The sequence below is a fragment of the Acinetobacter sp. BY419 genome, assembly GCF_019038395.1.
In the GTDB taxonomy this organism is placed as follows: domain Bacteria; phylum Pseudomonadota; class Gammaproteobacteria; order Pseudomonadales; family Moraxellaceae; genus Acinetobacter.
In genome coordinates this window covers 117,653-136,759 of record NZ_JAGFXZ010000002.1, presented here as the reverse complement: position 1 = coordinate 136,759, position 19,107 = coordinate 117,653, and the positions used below count along the sequence as shown (strand labels likewise).

The following is a 19,107-nucleotide window of genomic DNA, read 5'->3' as shown; positions in this document are numbered from 1 at the left end:
ACCAATCATGGAGAAATTATGGATAATTCTTCTTGAGCACGGTCTTAAGTCTGCTCTTCCCTATTTATTAATAGCATTTTTCCAAACAAAAAACCCTGCAGATGCAGGGTTTTTTTGGTGAATCAATTGAGCGGATTAAGCGCTGAACTGGTTCATTGTGTTTTTAGCGTCATCACCAGCTTTCAATGCATTGTCACCAGCGAAGATTTCTTTGTGGTCATCACCGATGTCAGAACCAGCCATTGCCTGGTGTTTAACACATGCGATACCGCCGCGGATTTCTTTACGTTGTACGCCAGCAACATAAGCCAACATGCCTTCAGAACCGAAGTAACCTTGAGCAAGCTCGTGAGTAGAAAGAGCAGCTGTGTGGTAAGTCGGAAGTGTGATCAAGTGATGGAACACACCTGCTTCACGAGCAGCATCTGCCTGGAATGTACGAACTTTTTCGTCAGCTTCGGCAGCCAGTTCAGTTGCATCGTACTCAGCGCTCATTAATTTAGCACGGTCGTAAGCAGAAACGTCTTTACCTTCAGCAACCCAACGGTCATACGCTTGTTGACGGAAGTTTAAGGTCCAGTTGAACGAAGGCGAGTTGTTATAAACAAGTTTCGCATTTGGAACTGTTTCACGTACACGGTTAACCATGTGAGCGATTTCAGCAACGTTAGGCGTTGCAGTTTCGATCCAAAGAAGGTCAGCACCGTTTTGTAAGCTAGTTACACAGTCAAGTACAACGCGGTCGATTTGAGTGCCTTCACGGAACTGATATAGACCAGAAGCAAGACGTTTAGGACGGTGAAGTTTACCATCACGCTTGATCAGGATTTCGTCTTCTTGAGCTTCTGAAATGTCGATTTCAGTTGTGTCTAAGTAGCTGATGTATTGAGAAGCAAGGTCGCCTGGCTCTTTAACCACTGGGATTTTTTGAGTAAGGTCAGCGCCTTCAGAGTCAGTACGTGCAACGATGATACCCTCATCAACACCCATTTCCAAGAATGCATAGCGAAGTGCGTGGATTTTCGCGATGAAGTCTTCGTGTGGAACTGTTACTTTACCAGCTTGGTGACCACATTGTTTCGCATCAGACACCTGGTTTTCGATTTGTAGTGCACAAGCACCCGCTTCGATCATTTTCTTAGCTAGTAAGTAAGTTGCTTCTTCGTTACCGAAACCAGCATCGATGTCCGCAATGATTGGCACAACGTGAGTTTGGAAGTTATCGATTTGTGAAGTGATTTCAGCTGCTTTAGCAGTGTCGCCTGCTTCTTGTGCTTTTGTAAGAGCGCGGAATAAGTCATTTAATTCTTTCGCGTCAGCTTGACGTAAGAATGTGTAGATTTCTTCGATCAATGCAGGAACAGAAGTTTTTTCGTGCATAGATTGGTCAGGAAGTGGACCGAATTCTGAACGAAGTGCTGCAACCATCCAACCTGAAAGGTAGATGTAGCGACGTTCAGTTGTACCGAAGTATTTTTTGTTCGCAATCATTTTTTGTTGCGCGATAAAACCGTGCCAGCAACCCAAAGATTGAGTGTATTTGCTAGAGTCAGCATCATAAGCAGCCATATCACGACGCATAATTGCCGCAGTATATTTCGCAATGTCTAAACCAGTTTTGAAACGGTTTTGAAGTTGCATACGTGCAGCATCTTCAGGACTGATGTCTGCCCAAGTGTTACCGAATTTTGCTTTCAATTCGCGGATTGCATCAATCGCTGTTTGGTATGTAGTCATGATATTTTCCTGTAATAATATTAGGATTTTTCTTCAACGAACGGCTAAAATCATACCCTCAATTACTTGTTCAGATTTTCGACGTTTCGTTGGGATAGTTAAAGAGTAGAGGGCTTCTGGAAATTAATCCAATAGCCTGCAAGAATCTTCAGTATTTATTTAAAAAATGACTAGATCAAAGTCGTAGTATAACCTATAACTGTTTTTATAAATAATTGTATTTAAATTAAAATTTATAAATAAGCCAATGCTTGTAATGTGCAAAAATTCAACGAGTTGCTCAGAATTACTTCATTAGACTTAAGTCGTGGCTCAAGTCCAACCCACTTTAATTTTTAAAAAATGATGGCTTTTGGTCATTTGCCAAGCAAAGTACAAATTGGATTTTTGTTCATATTTCATGTAATTCATCACGTTATTTAACTAAGCTGTGCCAGGTAATGCATTTAGAAAAATCAAGTTTACTCCTTAAATTAAAAGAGATGTCGGTGAACTTAAATATTGCACAGCAGCACCTGTCCTATCTAAGATTTAAGCCTGCCTAAACCTCTAGATTTCCTCTCTTTGTATCTGACTTTTTTTCATCGGTGCTTTACACAAAGCCCGGCAGTTATGGCATAATGAGTATAATTTCTTGTATTTATTCTCGGTATTTCTTTTATGAATCTGGAGCGAGTCGACCTCAATCTATTAATTTATCTTGATGTACTTCTTCGCGAAAAAAATGTCACCCGTGCAGCAGAACAATTGGGCGTTACCCAGCCTGCCATGAGTAATATTTTACGCCGATTACGCAATTTATTTAATGATCCGCTCCTGATCCGCTCTTCTGAAGGCATGACACCAACCGAACGTGCTCTAGAATTACAGCCACGTATCCGGGATGCTCTCGCTGACTTATCGATGATTCTGGAACCGCGTACCGAGTTCCGTCCTTATACCTCAAATCGTGTATTCCGGATCATGACCTCGGATTATGCGGAAGCAACCTTGGTTCCCCGTCTGGTTAAAGCCTTACGTTCAGAAGCACCGAATGTAGTCTTAGACTTCCTGACCCCAAGTGATGTGTCATATCGTGACATGGAACAAGGCAAAGTCGATCTGGCAATCAACCGCTTTAATGAGATTCCGCAAAGTTTCCATCAGGTTTTAGTCTGGCGCGACAGTTTTTCTTGTTTGCTGAATCATAAACACCCGGCTGCAACCAACCTGAACTTAAAGAGCTATCTTGATGCACAGCATATCTGGGTATCTAAAACGGGTATGGGCGTTGGTTTCGGCGTTAACCCAGAGAAACAGGCCGGTTTGGGCTGGATCGATCAGGCTTTAGAACGTATTGGCCAGAAACGTAAAATTTCAGTCTTTACCCGTCACTATCAAATGCCGGGATTATTGGCCTCGAATGTGGATCTGGTAGCAACACTACCTTCACGCATCGCACGTCTGCAAGCCAAGAATCACAATTTAATTCTCAAAGACCCACCGTTTTATATTCCTGAATTTGAATTGAAAATGGCTTGGTGTCCTTTATTGCATCATCACCCTGCACATCGCTGGTTACGTCAGCTGATTCTGTATGTAGCCCGCCAAATGATTGAAGAAGAAAATCGTGAATTCCTGAACAATAATTCTCAATTTTCACCCTATTAAACTCAAATTCTTCTAAATTCTTATTTTTTAAGATTATACTTTGAAGACTTGAGAGGTAGTTTTTACACCTCAAGTCTTTTTTTGTGTTAAAAATATCCCAAGATACTATTCATCCACAGGTGGATTTGTGAGCCTCTTACAAAATATCGTGATTATCTTAATACTCATCGCGGGAGCCGGTTTTTTATCTTTAACAGAAATCGCCCTCGCAGGTGCCCGTAAAGTCAAACTCAAAATTCTGGCTGAATCGGGTGAACATCGCGCTCAAAAAGTTTTAGATCTACAAGCAAATTCTGCTGACTTCTTTGCAGCCTCTCAAATTGGTTTAAATGCAGTTGCCATTCTCGGTGGTATTTTAGGTGAAGGTGCCTTCCGTCCTTATATCATCAGTTTCGTTAATCGCTTTTATCAAGGACCTTGGGCTGAAAATATTAGCTTTGTCCTGTCGTTTACTGCTGTCACCTCTTTATTTATTTTATTTGCCGATCTGATGCCAAAACGTCTGGCGATGATCGCGCCAGAAAAAATTGCTGTGTCGGTGATTGATCCGATTCAGATTTTCATCAAGGTCTGTAAACCTTTGGCCTGGTTTATCAATGCTATTGCCAACATGCTGTTCCGTCTGTTTAAAGTGAATACCATCCGTGATGACAATATTACTTTTGATGATATTTCTGCAGTGATGGATGCCGGTGCGCAGGCCGGGGTGCTGCAAAAACAAGAACATCATTTCATTGAAAATGTATTCGAGCTTGAAGAACGTAACGTGCCTTCGAGTATGACCACGCGTGAAAATGTGGTGTTCTTTACCCTAAATGAACCGGAAGACAGTATTCGACAAAAACTGGCAGAATATCCCTATTCTAAATTTTTGGTCTGTAGTGACGATATTGATAGCGTGATTGGCTATGTCGATGCCAAGGATATTCTGGTGCGTATCCTCAACAATCAGTCGCTGCTCCAGTTAAATGAAAGCACCATTCGTAATGTCTTGACCATTCCTGACTCCCTCACCTTGTCGGAAGTTTTGGATCGTTTCCGTTCGACCAAAGAAAAGTTTGCGGTCGTCATTAATGAATATGCGTTGGTTGTAGGGGTAATTACCCTTTCCGACATTATGATTACCGTGATGGGGGATTGGGTCACGCCGATTGAGGCAGATCTGCAAATCATAAAACGCGATAATAATTCTTGGTTGATTGAAGGCAGTACGCCGATTGAAGACATGAAGCATGCGCTTGAAATCGATTCAATGCCGAATGACGATAATTATGAAACTTTGGCCGGCTTTATGATGTTCAAACTTCGCAAAATTCCACGCCCAGCCGATAGCGTCATCCATGCCGGTTATAAGTTTGAAGTGGTAGATGTAGATCATTTCAAGATTGATCAGCTCTTGGTGACACGTATTGTAGACGCTCCAGAAATGATTGAAAAAGATCCGGATTAATCTATTCTCTCAGTCATAAAAAAAGCACCCGAAGGTGCTTTTTTTATGACTGAGGCTTAGACTTTGGACAACAAAGCTTCAAGCACCGCTTGATAATGAATTTTAATATCATCTTCTAAAATCTTGTAGGCATTGTCGAATTGCACCATTGGCCAGCCTTCTTTCCAGAATGGGAAGATATTGTGCAGGTCTTTGGTCACAATCGCATCTTCACGCAGAATCGCTTGTGCAACTTGCGAAAGCACATGTGCGGTCTCAGCACCATCAATCGCCATATAATCGATACCGCGCGCTTTCAAAATACGGATCCGGTCTTTCTTGTAACGGATTTTTTTGATTTGTGCTGAATTTAAACCCAAGGCCAAAGATACAGCTTCTACAAACTTGTCTTCAAATGACTGATTCAATGCCACTAACGCTTCTTTATGCGCTTCCTGACGACCAGCTTTACCACCCTGACGAATTACCTCTTTCGCCTCAGCATCTAGCTCATCCTTCTTCATGCTTTGCAGGATGTCTAAAATTTCGATGTCGCTTAACGCCTCAGGAGATTGATCAGTCATAAACTGTCCTTAAAAAAATAAATCTTGAATTGACTATTTTCGCATAATTTGGCGCTAAAAAACTAAAATCTTCGTGATTAAAACAATGATAAGGTCTGAAACTGGATTTCTTCTATGATTCTGCGCCAAATCAACTATAGTGCCTGTGTCTATTTCTTCATTAATCTCTGGATGATGCCCACTACACAAATGAATTTGTTGCTGCAGCAACTGCAACGACAGTATCCGACGGCATTTAAGGGCAATTACCTGTTCTATAGCCAAATCAAAATCCGGGGGATCTGGGATAAAGCCAAACTATTAATTCCCTGGGTTTTGGCAGCCATGATTTTTGTTCCCATCAGTTTGATGTTCGGTGAACTAGTACAGCAATCTTTTGTGCAAGTGAGTGAATTTCAGGCGCAGAGTTATGCCATTTTGGCGATTCTGTTATTCCTGATGTTTAGTCTCACCTTAATTCTGCAACAGATTCAACATTCTTCTTATTCGCTGTATCAGTTATTACGCCACACCCCAATCAAGATGGCTGTGGTGATTCTACTGCAAGCCTTAAATCTGATTTTTGTACAAAGCAGCCTGCTGATGTGGAGTTTATTCTTTGTTGGAATTAGCTTTGGCTTTGTACGTTTTTATCGGGAAAATTTGTTCCGGAAAAACAGCCAGAATACTGAACATTATCAGTTGCAACAATTACGCAGAATCTGCTTCTGGGCTTATAAACAGACCTGCCTGCTTCGACTAAAATTACGTTTTTGTTCAAGCAATGATCCTCAGCACGCCGAACTAAAACAGCAATTAAATCATTATGCCAAGTTATATACCCAGCTACTGAAATACGAGCATCAATATTGTAAAACCATCAAACATCTGGATGTCGACAGTTATCTGGACGAGAACTTATAGTTCTCTCTATCCTTTTTCATTGACCATCTTAAAGGTCTGCAAATAATGACTTTAAAAACGGGGGGATCTACTGGTTTTTCAGCGAGAGGCCACGGAATTGCTTGAAAAGAAAGCAATCATTTAGAAATTTGCTTGCCAAGCTTTATTTCGTCCTCTATTATTGCGCACATGCCCGAGTGGTGAAATCGGTAGACACAGGGGATTTAAAATCCCCCGCCCACAAAGCGTGCCAGTTCGAGTCTGGCCTCGGGCACCATTTTCTAAGTCGAAGATGGTGCAATAAAATTTCCAGCTTATGCTGGTTTTTTTATGCCTAAAATCTAGCATCACGGAAACAGCTCCGCATGTCACATGCTTTTAATTTACAACAATTACAATTGCGCCATCCCGACGCATTTTTCTATACGCTCGGTTATAGCCGTTATAAATGTTTCAATCCTGTCATGGACATACATTTATATCTGCGTTTATTGTTCTTTATTCTGCTCACCGCTTTGAGTTGCTTATTTATCTCTGCAGCGCTGTATTACCATTATTTTGAATTAAAAGATCAAGCCATTAGCACCGCTTCAATGATTCTGATTGCCTTACTGTATCCGTATTTATGGCGTATGCACATTCAAGCCAAATACAGTTCAATCCGTTATGCAAAGCGGCTGCAAAATTGTTTATATCTACAAGTGCCGCTGTTATTTTTATGCCTGCTCAATTTCAAATATATTCAGTCGGCTTTTTTAAGCATGCTGTGTCTTGTGCTGATTACATTTAGCTTTTCCACTATTTGGATCGAAGCTTATTTTAAAAATGCCGTACCTAGGATTGCTTTAGTCCGCTTACAAAAAATTCGTCAGTTGGCGTATTGGTCATATCGTCAATCACGATCGAATCAGCCTCAAACTGTGCCTCATCAAAGCAATTTAAAACAGTATTATTTTGAATTACATCAAAAATGTATGCAGGAAGAACAACGCCTTTCAGATCAAATTCGTTACTCAACGATAAAAGATGCATTTTTAGATTCCTAAAAAAAGCCCTGTAAATTACAGGGCTTTTTGATTACCACTCACGTGTGGCAACCAATTCTTCCATTTCCACATCAAAATACCCCTGCTCTTGCACCACCATCATCATGGCTTCAGCAATATAATCTGCAGCAGTATCATCTAATGATGAATCAAGGTCTTCAAACTGTGGTTTCATTTTATTAATTTCCGCCACAGTGCGCTGAGCAAACTGATAAATATCTGATTCAGATAAACCGGCTTTTTCAACTTTTTTTGCAAAACGCTCGATGTGTTGCTTGATTTCAGCAACCAGAATATCGGGATAATACTCATCATCGAACATCGGGAGAAGTAAATCTGCAAACATTACAGGCACTCTAAAGGATGACAATCTAATCTAAGCGTGCCTATATAGCATATTGTTGCTTAAAAGCCAAACAACATTGCCAAGTAGTTGACTTTCAGCCCACGATTTCTAAGCCATCTGCATGGCTTGCCAGACTTTAATCGCATCCGCTGTGGCTTTAACATCATGTGCACGCACCATACAGGCACCCTGCTGAATACTGAGTAAATGTGCTGTTGCCGAACCAACCGCGCGCGCTTGCGGCTCTGCAGCATCTAGAACTGTCCCGATAAAGCGTTTGCGTGACAAGGCAGATAAAATCGGATAGCCCATTTCAGTGAGTTTATAAAATTCGTTCAGCAATTGAAGATTTTGCTGTGCATTTTTCGCAAAACCGAAACCTGGATCGATCATGATATTTTCCGCTTTTACTCCAACATCCAAGGCATCCTGAACGCGTTGGGATAACTCGCGCATCACATCAGAAGTGACCTCCTCATATTGATCCAGATTGTTCATGGTAGTCGGCTCACCGCGCATATGCATGATGATTACCGGAATATTTAATTCAGCTGCGGTTTCCAACGCATTCGGTCGAGTCAAAGCACGGACATCATTCCAGATATGCGCTCCAGCCTGAACCGCTGCCCGAATCACTTCAGGCTGCGAAGTATCAATCGACAAAATAATATTATGTTTTGATAGAGCCTCTACCACAGGCACCACGCGGCGAATTTCCTCTTCCACCTCTACCGCTGCCGCACCTGGACGGGTAGATTCCCCACCAATATCAATCACAGTTGCGCCTTCAGCTATCATTTCCAGTGCACGTGCGACAGCCTCCTCTTTTTGATTATGTCGGCCACCATCACTAAAGGAGTCGGGCGTCACATTGAGAATCCCCATTACATGCGGCTGAGATAGATCTAATTTTAAATCACCAAATGTCCAGATACGTTGTGCTAAAGGCATCAGCTGCATGTCAATACTCCATTAAATCAATCAGACTATTTTACCCACTCTGTTACAGAGATGTCAGAATACTTTCTCCCCCTAATTAAATAATTCTCGGGATAAAAAAAGAGCCTCATCAAGAGGCTCTTTTTAATAAATTAATCATTAACTCGCTGGCAATGGCGGAGGAGTCAAAGGACCATCATTAGGAGTTATATCAATCACAGGATTTTCTGCAATATAGACTTTTGGTGGCTGAGGTTCACGACCTTCCATGATGTCACGGATTTGATCGCGATCAATAGTTTCCCATTCCATCAAGGCTTTCACCATCGCATGCGCAACATCTTTTTTACTTTCTAAGATATCGCGTGCGACTTTATATTGCTCATCTAGAATTCGACGAATTTCACGATCTACTTCAAGTTGCGTCGTTTCAGAAATACTGCGACTACCAATACTGCCCATAAAGGATTGCTGTGCTTCTTCTTCATAGACCATTACGCCCATTTTGTCAGACATACCGTATTTGGTTACCATCGCACGTGCCATTTTGGTTGCACGTTCAAAGTCATTTGAAGCCCCAGTCGACATTTGGTTAATGAAGACTTCTTCGGCAATACGGCCACCAAACAAAATAGAAATTTCATTCAACATTTTGTCTTTGTAATGGCTGGTTTGGTCAAATTCAGGTAGCTGCCAGGTAACACCTAAAGCCCAACCACGTGGCATGATCGTTACTTTATGCACAGGATCTGTACCTGGCAAACTTTCAGCAACAATCGCATGACCTGCTTCATGATAAGCCGTCGCTCGACGCTCTTCATCACGAAGTACCATCGATTTACGCTCAGGACCCATATATAACTTGTCTTTTGCATCTTCAAAGTCATGCATATCGACAGTATTTTTGTTACGGCGTGCAGCAAAGAGTGCAGCTTCATTTACTAGGTTAGCCAATTGTGCACCCGAGAAGCCCGGTGTACCACGTGCAAGCACTTTAACGTCCACACCTGTCACTGAAGGCAATTTTTTCAAATGTACATTCAGGATTTGTTCACGACCCTTGATGTCTGGTAAGCCCACCACAACTTGACGGTCAAAACGACCTGGACGAAGTAAAGCTTTATCCAGTACATCTGCACGGTTCGTTGCAGCAATTACGATAATGCCTTCATTGCCTTCAAAGCCGTCCATTTCAACCAGCATCTGGTTCAGTGTCTGCTCACGTTCATCGTGACCACCACCAGTACCTGAACCACGATGACGACCGACTGCATCAATCTCATCAATAAAGATGATACATGGCGCATGGCGTTTTGCCTGTTCGAACATGTCACGTACACGAGAGGCACCGACACCGACAAACATTTCAACGAAGTCAGAACCCGAAATACTAAAGAATGGAACTTTAGCTTCACCGGCAATGGCTTTCGCTAGCAAGGTTTTACCGGTACCCGGAGGACCCACCATTAACACACCACGTGGAATACTCGCACCCAGACGTTTAAATTTGGTTGGATCTTTCAGGAAGTCAACGATTTCAACCACTTCTTGTTTGGCTTCGTCGCAACCCGCCACATCACCAAACGTGACTTTAATCTGGTCTTCAGACAGCATTTTGGCTTTCGACTTACCAAAACTCATTGGGCCATTTTTACCACCTGCACCGCCACCCATGTTGCGCATAAAGAACATGAATAACAAAATGATTAAAAGTACAGGGAAACTTGCAATAAGCAGCTGCATCAGCAAGCCTTGACGTTGTGGTGCTTCACCTTCAACCACAACATTATTTTTAATGAGGCTTGGCATCAGTTCAGGATCCTGAACTGCCGGACGAATACTTTCAAACTCTGAACCGTTTGTTTTTTCGCCACGGATTCTTTCGCCGTCAATCACAACTTGTTTAATTTGGCCAGCATTGACCGCGGCAACAAACTCTGAGTAGTTCATTGTAGTCGGTTGATTGCGGTCACTGACGTTGCTGAAGATTAACACCAGCACACCCAGTATCACGAGCCACAATACGGCATTCTTAAAAAGATCGCTCAAAGCTTTATTCCCATTCCAATCTAATTTGATCATGCCCTGTTCAGGGTGACCTTAATACTTAAGCTGTAAATCAACTTACAATTATCTGAAAACGTACAAAATGCACAATTTTTAACGACTTGGCAAGTAGACTTATTTTAAAGCCTTCTTACGTCCCTGCCCAATCAGGAAAACTTCCTTAGAGCGAGCACGGGATGCCAAAGGTTTAGATGTTTTCAGAACATCAAAACTATCAACCACTTGCTTACGGAATTCGTCAAAACCTGTGCCTTGGAAAACTTTTACCACAAATTGGCCTTTAGGGCCTAGCACCTTATTGGCAAAATCTAGTGCAAGTTCACACAAGTAAATCTGACGCGGTTGATCTACAGCCTTATTACCTGATGTATTGGGGGCCATATCTGAAATTACAACGTCTACAATACGACCATCTAAAATTTCCAACAATTGCTGGAAGACTTCTTCCTCGCGAAAATCGCCTTGCAAGAACGTTACATCGGGCAATGCATCCATTGGTAAAATATCAGATGCAATCAATAAACCTTTGTCGCCGACCAACTTACCTGCGATTTGTGACCAACTACCGGGTGCTGCACCCAAGTCGACCACGGTCATGCCTGGCTTGATGATTTTGTACTTTTCTTGCATCTCTAAGAGCTTATATGCTGCACGCGCACGATAGCCTTCCTTTTGTGCTTTTTTCACATAAGGATCGTCTAAATGCTCTCTCATCCAATCACGACTACTTTTAGATAACTTCTGGTTGGTAATGCGTGTAGCCATAACTCTCTAAATAAAAAAACGTCTAATTATTAATTGTACGTGAAAAAGACATATTTTGCAGTATACATGTGTATCTAAATCTAGGAGTTTTGCTTGTTTCTTAGGCAGATTGAAAATGATTATTTCCTGATAATTTACAGCGTTTGTTTTTTGCTTTTGCTATACTAAGCCGTTTTAAAATTCAGGTTATCTCTCATGGCGTCTTTATCTATTCAGGAACGTAAGCGTTTACGTCAAATCGGACATGCTTTGAACCCGGTCGTTATGCTGGGTGACAAAGGCCTGACTGAAAATGTTATCGAAGAATTGGCGCGTGCTTTAAACGATCACGAACTGATTAAAGTAAAAATCGTGGCTGAAGATCGCGAAGCGCGTGCAGCACTGATTGCGGAAATTGCAGAAGCAACTGGCGCTGAGGTGGTTCAAACTATTGGTAAGATTGCATTGCTTTACAAGAAAGCTGCAAAACAAAACCAAAAATTGTCCAACCTTGTCCGTTTCGCTCATCTGTCGAACTAAGTACAGGACTTATGGCAAGTTACGAACTTAGCGCATTTGATCGCCGTTTTCAGGCCATCTCTCTGGTTGCCGCCATCGAACAGCAAGGCCCATTCAGTTTAAATGTGGGCTTCTGGATCCGTGATCCCAATCAGTACATCCTGTGGCCCGACATGGTGACGGCTCATCCCCGTCAAGATTTTTTGTGGGAACAGACCTGCTTTGAAATTTTCATTGGGGTTCAGGGTGAAGATTTTTATCGTGAGATTAATCTCTCCCCTTCCCAGGCCTGGCAGGCTTATCAATTTGAAGAATACCGTTATCCTGAAGATATGCCACCGCAAACTGCGGATGATATTGAGCTGAATCAGCTCAAACGTACGCATTATGGTCTCAATGTCAGTATTGATCTGACTGATTTTATGGCAACACATAAACTAAAATGGGAAAACTTGTTCCTGGGTTTATCTGCTGTCTTAAAAACCTCGCAAGGTGATCAATACTATGCCATGCAGCATAGTAGCCCTCAGGCAGATTTTCATAATAAACGTGACTGGTTGCATGTGTTTTAAACAAACTGGCTGTGCATCAGCTATTTGTATTTGTGACAGGCGAATAAAACGTGAGACTTTAAGTCTCACGTTTTTGTTTGCCTCTTAAAAAGAGATTGATCCTCTGTATCTTATTTTAGATTTTATTATCTTTTTAAGGGTGCATGGTTTAGTGATACAGATGATGCTGTTCCTGAATGGATTTCACAGCAGCATAAAGAATAAAAGCAAAAGTAATGATCATGAGAAGAATGGCTCCAAACACCAGTCCCAATATTCCCAGACATACTACAATCACACCCAGATAAAGCATGCGTCCCAACCCGCTTTCAAGATTAAGTAGCATGATCAATATCAGTAAAATAAGTACACCTATAAAATGCTGTTGCATCGTGACTCCCCTTTGATTCTTATTGTGAGTCCGTTTTGCTGCATAAAGACAAAGGAGAACATTTGATTGTTCTCCTTTTTAAATAGCGGCCTTTCAGCGCAGCCTAACTTTTCAGCTCAGGACTTTTGTCTGAGCTCTCTGCTTTTACCACGGGTTTGACTTTTTTCAGCACTTCAATGGTACTGTCTTTAGAACGTTTAAAAGTATCAGTCAGATGTTCCTTATGTTTGGTCGAGATCTGACTGACATCTTCTTTCAGCTCCTTACCCAGATTAGATAAGTCTTCAATGACCGCGTTGAATTCTGTCTTGATAAAGCTTTTCAATTCGGTTAATTCTGTCTGCGAACCGAAAATCTGCTCTTTTAGGGTATCAATACGCTGCAATACGTCCTGTTTAAATTGACGTAATTGTTCTTGTACCGTATCGCTTAATTGCTTGGCTTCAACTTCAAGCTTTCCCTTACTTTCCTCGATGGTTTCAAGAGCCTGATCTTTCGCCTCGACTGCTACTTTTTCAAGCTGCTCGGCAGCTTCAGTAACCACACTCGGCGTTATTTTTTTAGATGAAGTAGATTTAGGTGCTGTAGCCATGTGTCTTGTTCCTATTGTTATATTGACATAAGCCATATTAGTCGATTTGATAAAAATTAAGATTTGATTTGTCTAACAATTATCAATTGCTTACATTTTTTCACATTGTTTACAAAACAGACTTTCATGCAAAAAGCAAGCCATTTATCTCATACTTTCACTGCAAAGCCATTGGACTTTAATACTCATTCTGCGTATAATGCCGTGTTAAGTTCAAGCGAGCAGACATAGGAGGGTAGGTTTAAAAATTAGCCTTCCTTTTTTTTCGTCTTCTCGCTTTTTTACAGCCTAAATTTCAGGAGCTTTGGTTTGAGCACCCCAGCAATTTTAGCCCTTGCCGACGGAACTATCTTTAAAGGTACTTCGATTGGCGCATCGGGTAGTACGACTGGTGAAGTCGTTTTCAACACTGCCATGACTGGCTATCAAGAAATTTTGACTGACCCGAGTTATGCACAGCAACTTGTGACACTGACTTACCCCCATATCGGTAACACAGGCTGCAATGAAGAAGACACTGAATCAGGTCGTATTCATAAGGTTTGGGCCAACGGATTGATCATTCGTGACCTGCCTTTACTGCACAGTAACTTCCGTTCAACCCAATCATTAGCTGAATATTTGGTACAACACAATGTTGTGGCAATTGCGGATATCGACACGCGTAAATTGACACGTATCCTACGTGACAAGGGTGCGCAAAATGGTTGTATCCTTGCTGGCGAAAATATCACTGAAGCTGAAGCGCTTGAAAAAGCACGTGCATTTGGTGGTTTAAACGGTTTAGACCTGGCAAAAGAATGTTGTGACCCTGAAGGTTTTGAATGGACCGAAGGTTCTTGGATATTAGGCAAAGGTTTCTCTCAACCAGAAGCTAAGTTCCATGTTGTTGCATACGATTACGGTGTCAAAACCAACATCTTACGTATGCTCGCAGACCGCGGTTGTAAACTGACTGTTGTGCCGGCGCAAACTCCTGCTGCTGACGTACTTGCACTGAATCCGGATGGCGTGTTCCTGTCGAACGGTCCTGGCGATCCGGCTGCATGTGACTACGCAATTGAAGCTGTAAAAACCATTGTAGAAACGACCGACATTCCATTATTTGGGATTTGCCTAGGTCACCAGATCCTTGCGCTTGCAAGTGGTGCTAAAACTGTAAAAATGCCGAACGGCCATCACGGCGCCAACCATCCTGTACAAAATCTTGCAGATGGTACTGTGATGATTACTTCTCAAAACCATGGCTTCGCAGTAGATGAAAGTAATCTACCGGATGTATTGCGTGTAACGCATCGCTCACTGTTTGATGGGACCAACCAAGGTATTCACCGCACAGACAAGCCTGCATTCAGCTTCCAGGGTCACCCTGAAGCAAGCCCTGGTCCACATGACTGCGCACCATTGTTCGACCATTTCATCGAACTTATTGAAGCATCTAAGAAGTAATTAAGGAGCAATCATGGCTAAACGTACAGACATTAAAAGCATCTTAATTATTGGTGCGGGTCCCATTGTCATCGGTCAAGCATGTGAGTTTGACTACTCAGGTGCTCAAGCATGTAAAGCCCTTCGTGAAGAAGGTTACCGTGTTATTTTGGTCAACTCGAACCCAGCGACCATCATGACCGACCCTGCAATGGCAGATGCAACGTATATCGAACCGATTACCTGGCAGACTGTTGCACAAATTATTGAGAAAGAACGCCCAGATGCAGTTCTTCCGACCATGGGTGGTCAAACTGCCTTGAACTGTGCCCTTGCTCTGGATGAGCATGGCATTTTAGAAAAATACAATGTTGAATTGATCGGTGCGACCAAAGAAGCGATTGAAAAAGCTGAAGACCGTAAACTGTTCGACCAGGCAATGCGTAAAATTGGTCTTGAATGTCCAAAAGCGGATATTGCCGAGTCAATGGAACAAGCTTTAGAAATTCAAGCACGTTTCGGCTTCCCTGTGATCATTCGTCCATCATTCACCATGGGTGGTTCAGGCGGCGGTATCGCATACAACCGCGATGAATTCATTGAAATCTGTGAACGCGGTTTCGATCTTTCTCCAACCAAACAGTTATTGATCGATGAATCTTTAATTGGCTGGAAAGAATACGAGATGGAAGTTGTTCGTGACAAAAACGACAACTGTATCATTGTATGTACCATCGAAAACTTTGACCCAATGGGTGTGCATACAGGTGACTCAATCACTGTAGCCCCTGCGCAAACGCTAACCGACAAAGAATATCAATTGATGCGAAATGCATCTTTAGCAGTTCTTCGTGAAATTGGTGTTGAAACGGGTGGTTCAAACGTACAGTTTGGTATTAACCCGAAAGATGGTCGCATGGTGATCATCGAGATGAATCCACGTGTTTCTCGTTCATCTGCATTAGCATCTAAAGCAACCGGTTTCCCAATTGCGAAAATCGCTGCGAAATTAGCGGTTGGTTATACGCTTGATGAGTTGAAAAACGACATTACTGGCGGTACAACACCTGCATCGTTCGAACCTGCAATTGACTATGTTGTTACTAAGATTCCTCGTTTTAACTTCGAGAAATTCCCACAAGCTGATGCTACTTTAACGACACAGATGAAATCTGTGGGTGAAGTGATGGCGATTGGTCGTAACTTCCAAGAGTCTGTGCAAAAAGCCCTTCGTGGTCTTGAAGTGGGTGCTTCTGGCTTCGATGAAAAAATTGAAGTAGGTACTGAAGGCGCGAAAGATAAAATCCTTCAAGAGCTTAAAGTGCCTGGCCCAGAACGCATGTGGTTCATTGGTGATGCATTCCGTCATGGTTTCACCCTGGACGAAGTATTTGCTGCGACCAACATCGATCGTTGGTTCTTGATTCAAATCGAAGACATCATTAAAACTGAAAACCAAATCAAAACTTTAGGTTTTGGTGATTTGAATGCGGACAACATCCGTGCATTCAAACGCAAAGGTTTGTCGGATCTTCGTATTGCAGACTTGATGGGCATTTCACAAAAGCAATTCCGTAAACACCGTTGGAACTTGGGCGTGACCCCTGTTTACAAACGTGTAGATACTTGTGCCGCTGAGTTTGAATCTGATACAGCGTACATGTACTCAACTTACGATGAAGAATGTGAAGCGAATCCTTCAACTCGAGACAAGATCATGGTCATCGGTGGTGGTCCTAACCGTATTGGTCAGGGCATCGAGTTCGATTACTGCTGTGTACATGCGGCGCTTGCTATGCGTGAAGATGGTTATGAAACTATCATGGTCAACTGTAACCCTGAAACGGTTTCTACAGATTATGACACTTCAGATCGTTTGTACTTCGAACCAATTACACTAGAAGATGTTTTAGAAATCGTTCGTATCGAGAAGCCTAAAGGCATTATCGTGCAGTACGGCGGTCAGACCCCGCTTAAATTGGCTCGTGCTCTAGAAGAAGCTGGTGCGCCAATTATCGGTACATCTCCTGATGCCATTGACCGTGCAGAAGACCGTGAACGTTTCCAGCAAATGATTCAACGCCTGCAACTTCGTCAACCAAACAACAGCATTGTAAAATCTGCTGAAGAAGGTATGGCTGAAGCAGCGAAAGTAGGCTACCCGCTTGTGGTACGTCCTTCTTACGTGTTGGGTGGTCGTGCGATGGAAATCGTCTATAACGACGAAGAACTTAAACGCTACTTACGTGATGCGGTTCAAGCATCTAACGAAGCGCCAGTTCTGCTTGACCGCTTCCTGGATGATGCAATCGAAGTTGACGTTGACTGCGTATCTGACGGTAAAGACGTTGTGATTGGCGGTATCATGCAGCACATTGAACAAGCCGGCATTCACTCAGGTGACTCTGCATGTTCGATTCCTCCTTACTCTCTGTCTAAAGAGATTCAGGACGAAATGCGCCGTCAAACCATCGCTATGGCAAAAGAACTTGGCGTTATTGGTTTGATGAACGTTCAGTTTGCTGTAAAAGGCGAAGATATTTATATCCTGGAAGTGAACCCACGTGCATCTCGTACTGTGCCGTTCGTATCGAAATGTATCGGTGAATCGCTTGCAAAAGTGGCTGCACGTTGTATGGCAGGTCAATCTCTAGAATCTCAAGGATTCACGACAGAGATTATTCCTCAGCACTTCTCTGTGAAAGAAGCAGTGTTCCCATTCAACAAATTCCCTGGTGTTGACCCGATCCTTGGCCCTGAGATGAAATCGACTGGCGAAGTCATGGGTGTTGGTAAAACATTTGGTGAGGCATTCTATAAAGCAGTTTTAGGTGCAAATGAACGTTTACCAGGCCTTCCAACAGAGGGTGAAATCAAACATGCATTTATCTCTGTGCGTGATTCTGATAAACCACGTGCTGTTGGTATTGCGAAACAGCTGACTGATCTCGGCTTTAAAGTGATCGCGACTGGCGGCACTTATGACGTGATCCGCGATGCCGGTATTGAATGTGAACGTGTGAATAAAGTAACCGAAGGCCGTCCTAATATCGTGGACCGCTTGAAAAATGGTGAAGTTCAGCTCATTATCAATACAACTGAAGGCAAACAGGCTCAGCAGGATTCATTCTCGATCCGTCGCTCTGCACTACAAGGCAAAGTGTATTACACTACTACCTTGAACGGTGCTGATGCTGTATGCCAAGCTTTAGCAATCAAGTTGCCAATGGATGTGTATCGCTTGCAAGACCTAACTAAAGGTTAATTAAGTTTCCAAGAAGTCCCGCTACTTTCTTGGTGGCGGGCTTTTTTTTATTTATAGATTTTATATCTTTCAACTGACTTTTGAGGGACAACATGCAACGTTATCCTATGACTCCTGAAGGCAAAATTGCCTTAGAGAAAGAATTACATCAACTGAAAAACGTTGACCGTCCACGTATTAGTGCTTCGATTGCTGAAGCGCGTGAACATGGCGACTTAAAAGAAAATGCGGAATATCACGCAGCGCGTGAACAGCAAGGTTTCTGTGAAGGCCGTATTCAGGACATCGAAGGCAAACTTGGTGCTTGCCAAGTCATCGATGTTAAAGAACTTGAGCAATCAGGTCGTGTGGTTTTTGGTGTGACTGTGACCATCGAAAACCTAAACACTGAAGAGCAAAAGACCTATAAAATTGTGGGTGATGACGAAGCAGACTTTAAGATCAACAAGATCTCTGTGAACTCTCCGATCGCGCGTGGCCTTTTGGGCAAGTACGAAGGCGACGATGCGAAAATCACAACACCGAATGGTGAAGTTGAGTACGAAATTGTGAAAGTTGAATATCTTTAATTTTTAAAGCGATTTGATTTTAAACCCCTCGATTGAGGGGTTTTTTATTGCAAAATTATTGGTTTAGCTTTAATTTATAAGAAAACAATAAGTAGATTTTCAGTTATGGATGATCGTGTCATACAGGCTTTTTACTATGCGCTCGGTGGTGTGATCCTCGGTATTGCCATCGCGATCAACTGGTCATACTTCATCGATACACATACCAGTTCTATCCTCATTATTTCAATCACGACGCTTAGCTCTGCAATTTCGGGTTTTCTTTTTCCTAATTGCATAAAAGGGTTATTTATGGTGCTGTGGAATTTTTTTAAATAAGATCTCCTCAAATTATCTTTTTCAAAGCGCTGCTTAAATTCAACTATAAT

At 42.4% G+C, this 19,107-nt stretch carries 18 protein-coding genes and 1 tRNA gene; 11 read left to right on the top strand and 8 right to left on the bottom strand.

The genetic code is table 11. The features are described 5' to 3' along the window. Positions 1-135: 135 nt before the first annotated feature. Positions 136-1,737, bottom strand: coding sequence for an isocitrate lyase (locus tag KUG37_RS01525; protein ID WP_216933904.1), 1,602 nt, complete (start codon positions 1,735-1,737; stop codon positions 136-138). A 660-nt stretch (positions 1,738-2,397) separates the two neighbouring features. On the opposite strand from KUG37_RS01525, the gene KUG37_RS01520 reads away from it, so the two are divergent. Both KUG37_RS01520 and KUG37_RS01515 read left to right on the top strand, forming a co-directional pair. Then, positions 2,398-3,387: a LysR family transcriptional regulator gene (locus tag KUG37_RS01520; protein WP_216933902.1), complete on the top strand. Its 990-nt coding sequence runs from the start codon at positions 2,398-2,400 to the stop codon at positions 3,385-3,387. 127 nt (positions 3,388-3,514) lie between these two features. Continuing rightward, a complete protein-coding gene (locus tag KUG37_RS01515; RefSeq protein ID WP_216933900.1) occupies positions 3,515-4,837 on the top strand; it encodes a hemolysin family protein in 1,323 nt (440 codons plus the stop codon). A gap of 56 nt (positions 4,838-4,893) precedes the next feature. On the opposite strand, the gene KUG37_RS01510 is transcribed toward KUG37_RS01515, so the two are convergent. Further along, the gene (locus KUG37_RS01510; protein WP_216940102.1) at positions 4,894-5,400 is read right to left on the bottom strand and encodes a hypothetical protein; all 507 of its coding nucleotides are present in this window, start codon (positions 5,398-5,400) and stop codon (positions 4,894-4,896) included. Positions 5,401-5,574: 174 nt separating this feature from the next. Between KUG37_RS01510 and KUG37_RS01505 the strand changes: the two genes are divergently transcribed. The 3 genes from KUG37_RS01505 to KUG37_RS01495 all read left to right on the top strand — a co-directional run bounded on the left by KUG37_RS01505 (position 5,575) and on the right by KUG37_RS01495 (position 7,328). Beyond that, positions 5,575-6,303 carry a hypothetical protein gene (locus KUG37_RS01505; RefSeq protein ID WP_216933988.1) on the top strand — a complete coding sequence of 243 codons (729 nt, stop codon included), beginning with the start codon at positions 5,575-5,577 and terminating at the stop codon, positions 6,301-6,303. Positions 6,304-6,473: 170 nt separating this feature from the next. Then, positions 6,474-6,559: transfer RNA gene (locus tag KUG37_RS01500), tRNA-Leu, on the top strand. A gap of 88 nt (positions 6,560-6,647) precedes the next feature. Next, positions 6,648-7,328 carry a hypothetical protein gene (locus KUG37_RS01495; RefSeq protein WP_216933896.1) on the top strand — a complete coding sequence of 227 codons (681 nt, stop codon included), beginning with the start codon at positions 6,648-6,650 and terminating at the stop codon, positions 7,326-7,328. 31 nt (positions 7,329-7,359) lie between these two features. Here the strand turns inward: KUG37_RS01495 and KUG37_RS01490 are convergent, their stop codons facing one another. The 4 genes from KUG37_RS01490 to rlmE all read right to left on the bottom strand — a co-directional run bounded on the left by KUG37_RS01490 (position 7,360) and on the right by rlmE (position 11,445). After that, positions 7,360-7,674, bottom strand: coding sequence for a DUF5713 family protein (locus KUG37_RS01490; RefSeq protein WP_216933894.1), 315 nt, complete (start codon positions 7,672-7,674; stop codon positions 7,360-7,362). A gap of 108 nt (positions 7,675-7,782) precedes the next feature. Then, on the bottom strand, positions 7,783-8,634 hold the full coding sequence (folP, locus tag KUG37_RS01485) for a dihydropteroate synthase (protein ID WP_216933892.1): 852 nt from the start codon (positions 8,632-8,634) through the stop codon (positions 7,783-7,785). 138 nt (positions 8,635-8,772) lie between these two features. After that, the gene (ftsH, locus tag KUG37_RS01480) at positions 8,773-10,662 is read right to left on the bottom strand and encodes an ATP-dependent zinc metalloprotease FtsH (protein WP_216933890.1); all 1,890 of its coding nucleotides are present in this window, start codon (positions 10,660-10,662) and stop codon (positions 8,773-8,775) included. 132 nt (positions 10,663-10,794) lie between these two features. Next, positions 10,795-11,445 (bottom strand): 23S rRNA (uridine(2552)-2'-O)-methyltransferase RlmE, encoded by a 651-nt coding sequence (rlmE, locus tag KUG37_RS01475; protein WP_216933888.1) that lies wholly within the window; start codon positions 11,443-11,445, stop codon positions 10,795-10,797. Between the two features lie 195 nt (positions 11,446-11,640). Here rlmE and yhbY point away from each other — a divergent pair, with 195 nt between their 5' ends. Further along, complete coding sequence (gene yhbY / locus KUG37_RS01470; protein WP_216933886.1) at positions 11,641-11,964, top strand: ribosome assembly RNA-binding protein YhbY; 324 nt, start codon at positions 11,641-11,643, stop codon at positions 11,962-11,964. 11 nt (positions 11,965-11,975) lie between these two features. After that, positions 11,976-12,515, top strand: a complete 540-nt coding sequence (locus KUG37_RS01465) for a DOMON-like domain-containing protein (protein WP_216940101.1) — start codon at positions 11,976-11,978, stop codon at positions 12,513-12,515. Between the two features lie 148 nt (positions 12,516-12,663). Here KUG37_RS01465 and KUG37_RS01460 read toward each other — a convergent pair whose 3' ends face one another. Beyond that, positions 12,664-12,885, bottom strand: coding sequence for a hypothetical protein (locus KUG37_RS01460; RefSeq protein ID WP_216933882.1), 222 nt, complete (start codon positions 12,883-12,885; stop codon positions 12,664-12,666). A 103-nt stretch (positions 12,886-12,988) separates the two neighbouring features. Further along, positions 12,989-13,477 carry a hypothetical protein gene (locus KUG37_RS01455; RefSeq protein ID WP_216933880.1) on the bottom strand — a complete coding sequence of 163 codons (489 nt, stop codon included), beginning with the start codon at positions 13,475-13,477 and terminating at the stop codon, positions 12,989-12,991. Positions 13,478-13,786: 309 nt separating this feature from the next. Here KUG37_RS01455 and carA point away from each other — a divergent pair, with 309 nt between their 5' ends. The 4 genes from carA (at position 13,787) to KUG37_RS01435 (ending at position 19,057) form a co-directional block, all read left to right on the top strand. Further along, positions 13,787-14,926: a glutamine-hydrolyzing carbamoyl-phosphate synthase small subunit gene (gene carA / locus KUG37_RS01450; protein ID WP_216933878.1), complete on the top strand. Its 1,140-nt coding sequence runs from the start codon at positions 13,787-13,789 to the stop codon at positions 14,924-14,926. A 13-nt stretch (positions 14,927-14,939) separates the two neighbouring features. Then, complete coding sequence (gene carB, locus KUG37_RS01445; protein ID WP_216933876.1) at positions 14,940-18,170, top strand: carbamoyl-phosphate synthase large subunit; 3,231 nt, start codon at positions 14,940-14,942, stop codon at positions 18,168-18,170. Between the two features lie 92 nt (positions 18,171-18,262). Next, entirely contained in the window at positions 18,263-18,739 is a 477-nt protein-coding gene (gene greA, locus KUG37_RS01440) for a transcription elongation factor GreA (protein ID WP_216933874.1), read from the top strand. Between the two features lie 105 nt (positions 18,740-18,844). After that, the gene (locus KUG37_RS01435; RefSeq protein ID WP_216933872.1) at positions 18,845-19,057 is read left to right on the top strand and encodes a hypothetical protein; all 213 of its coding nucleotides are present in this window, start codon (positions 18,845-18,847) and stop codon (positions 19,055-19,057) included. The last annotated feature ends 50 nt before the right edge of the window (positions 19,058-19,107 follow it).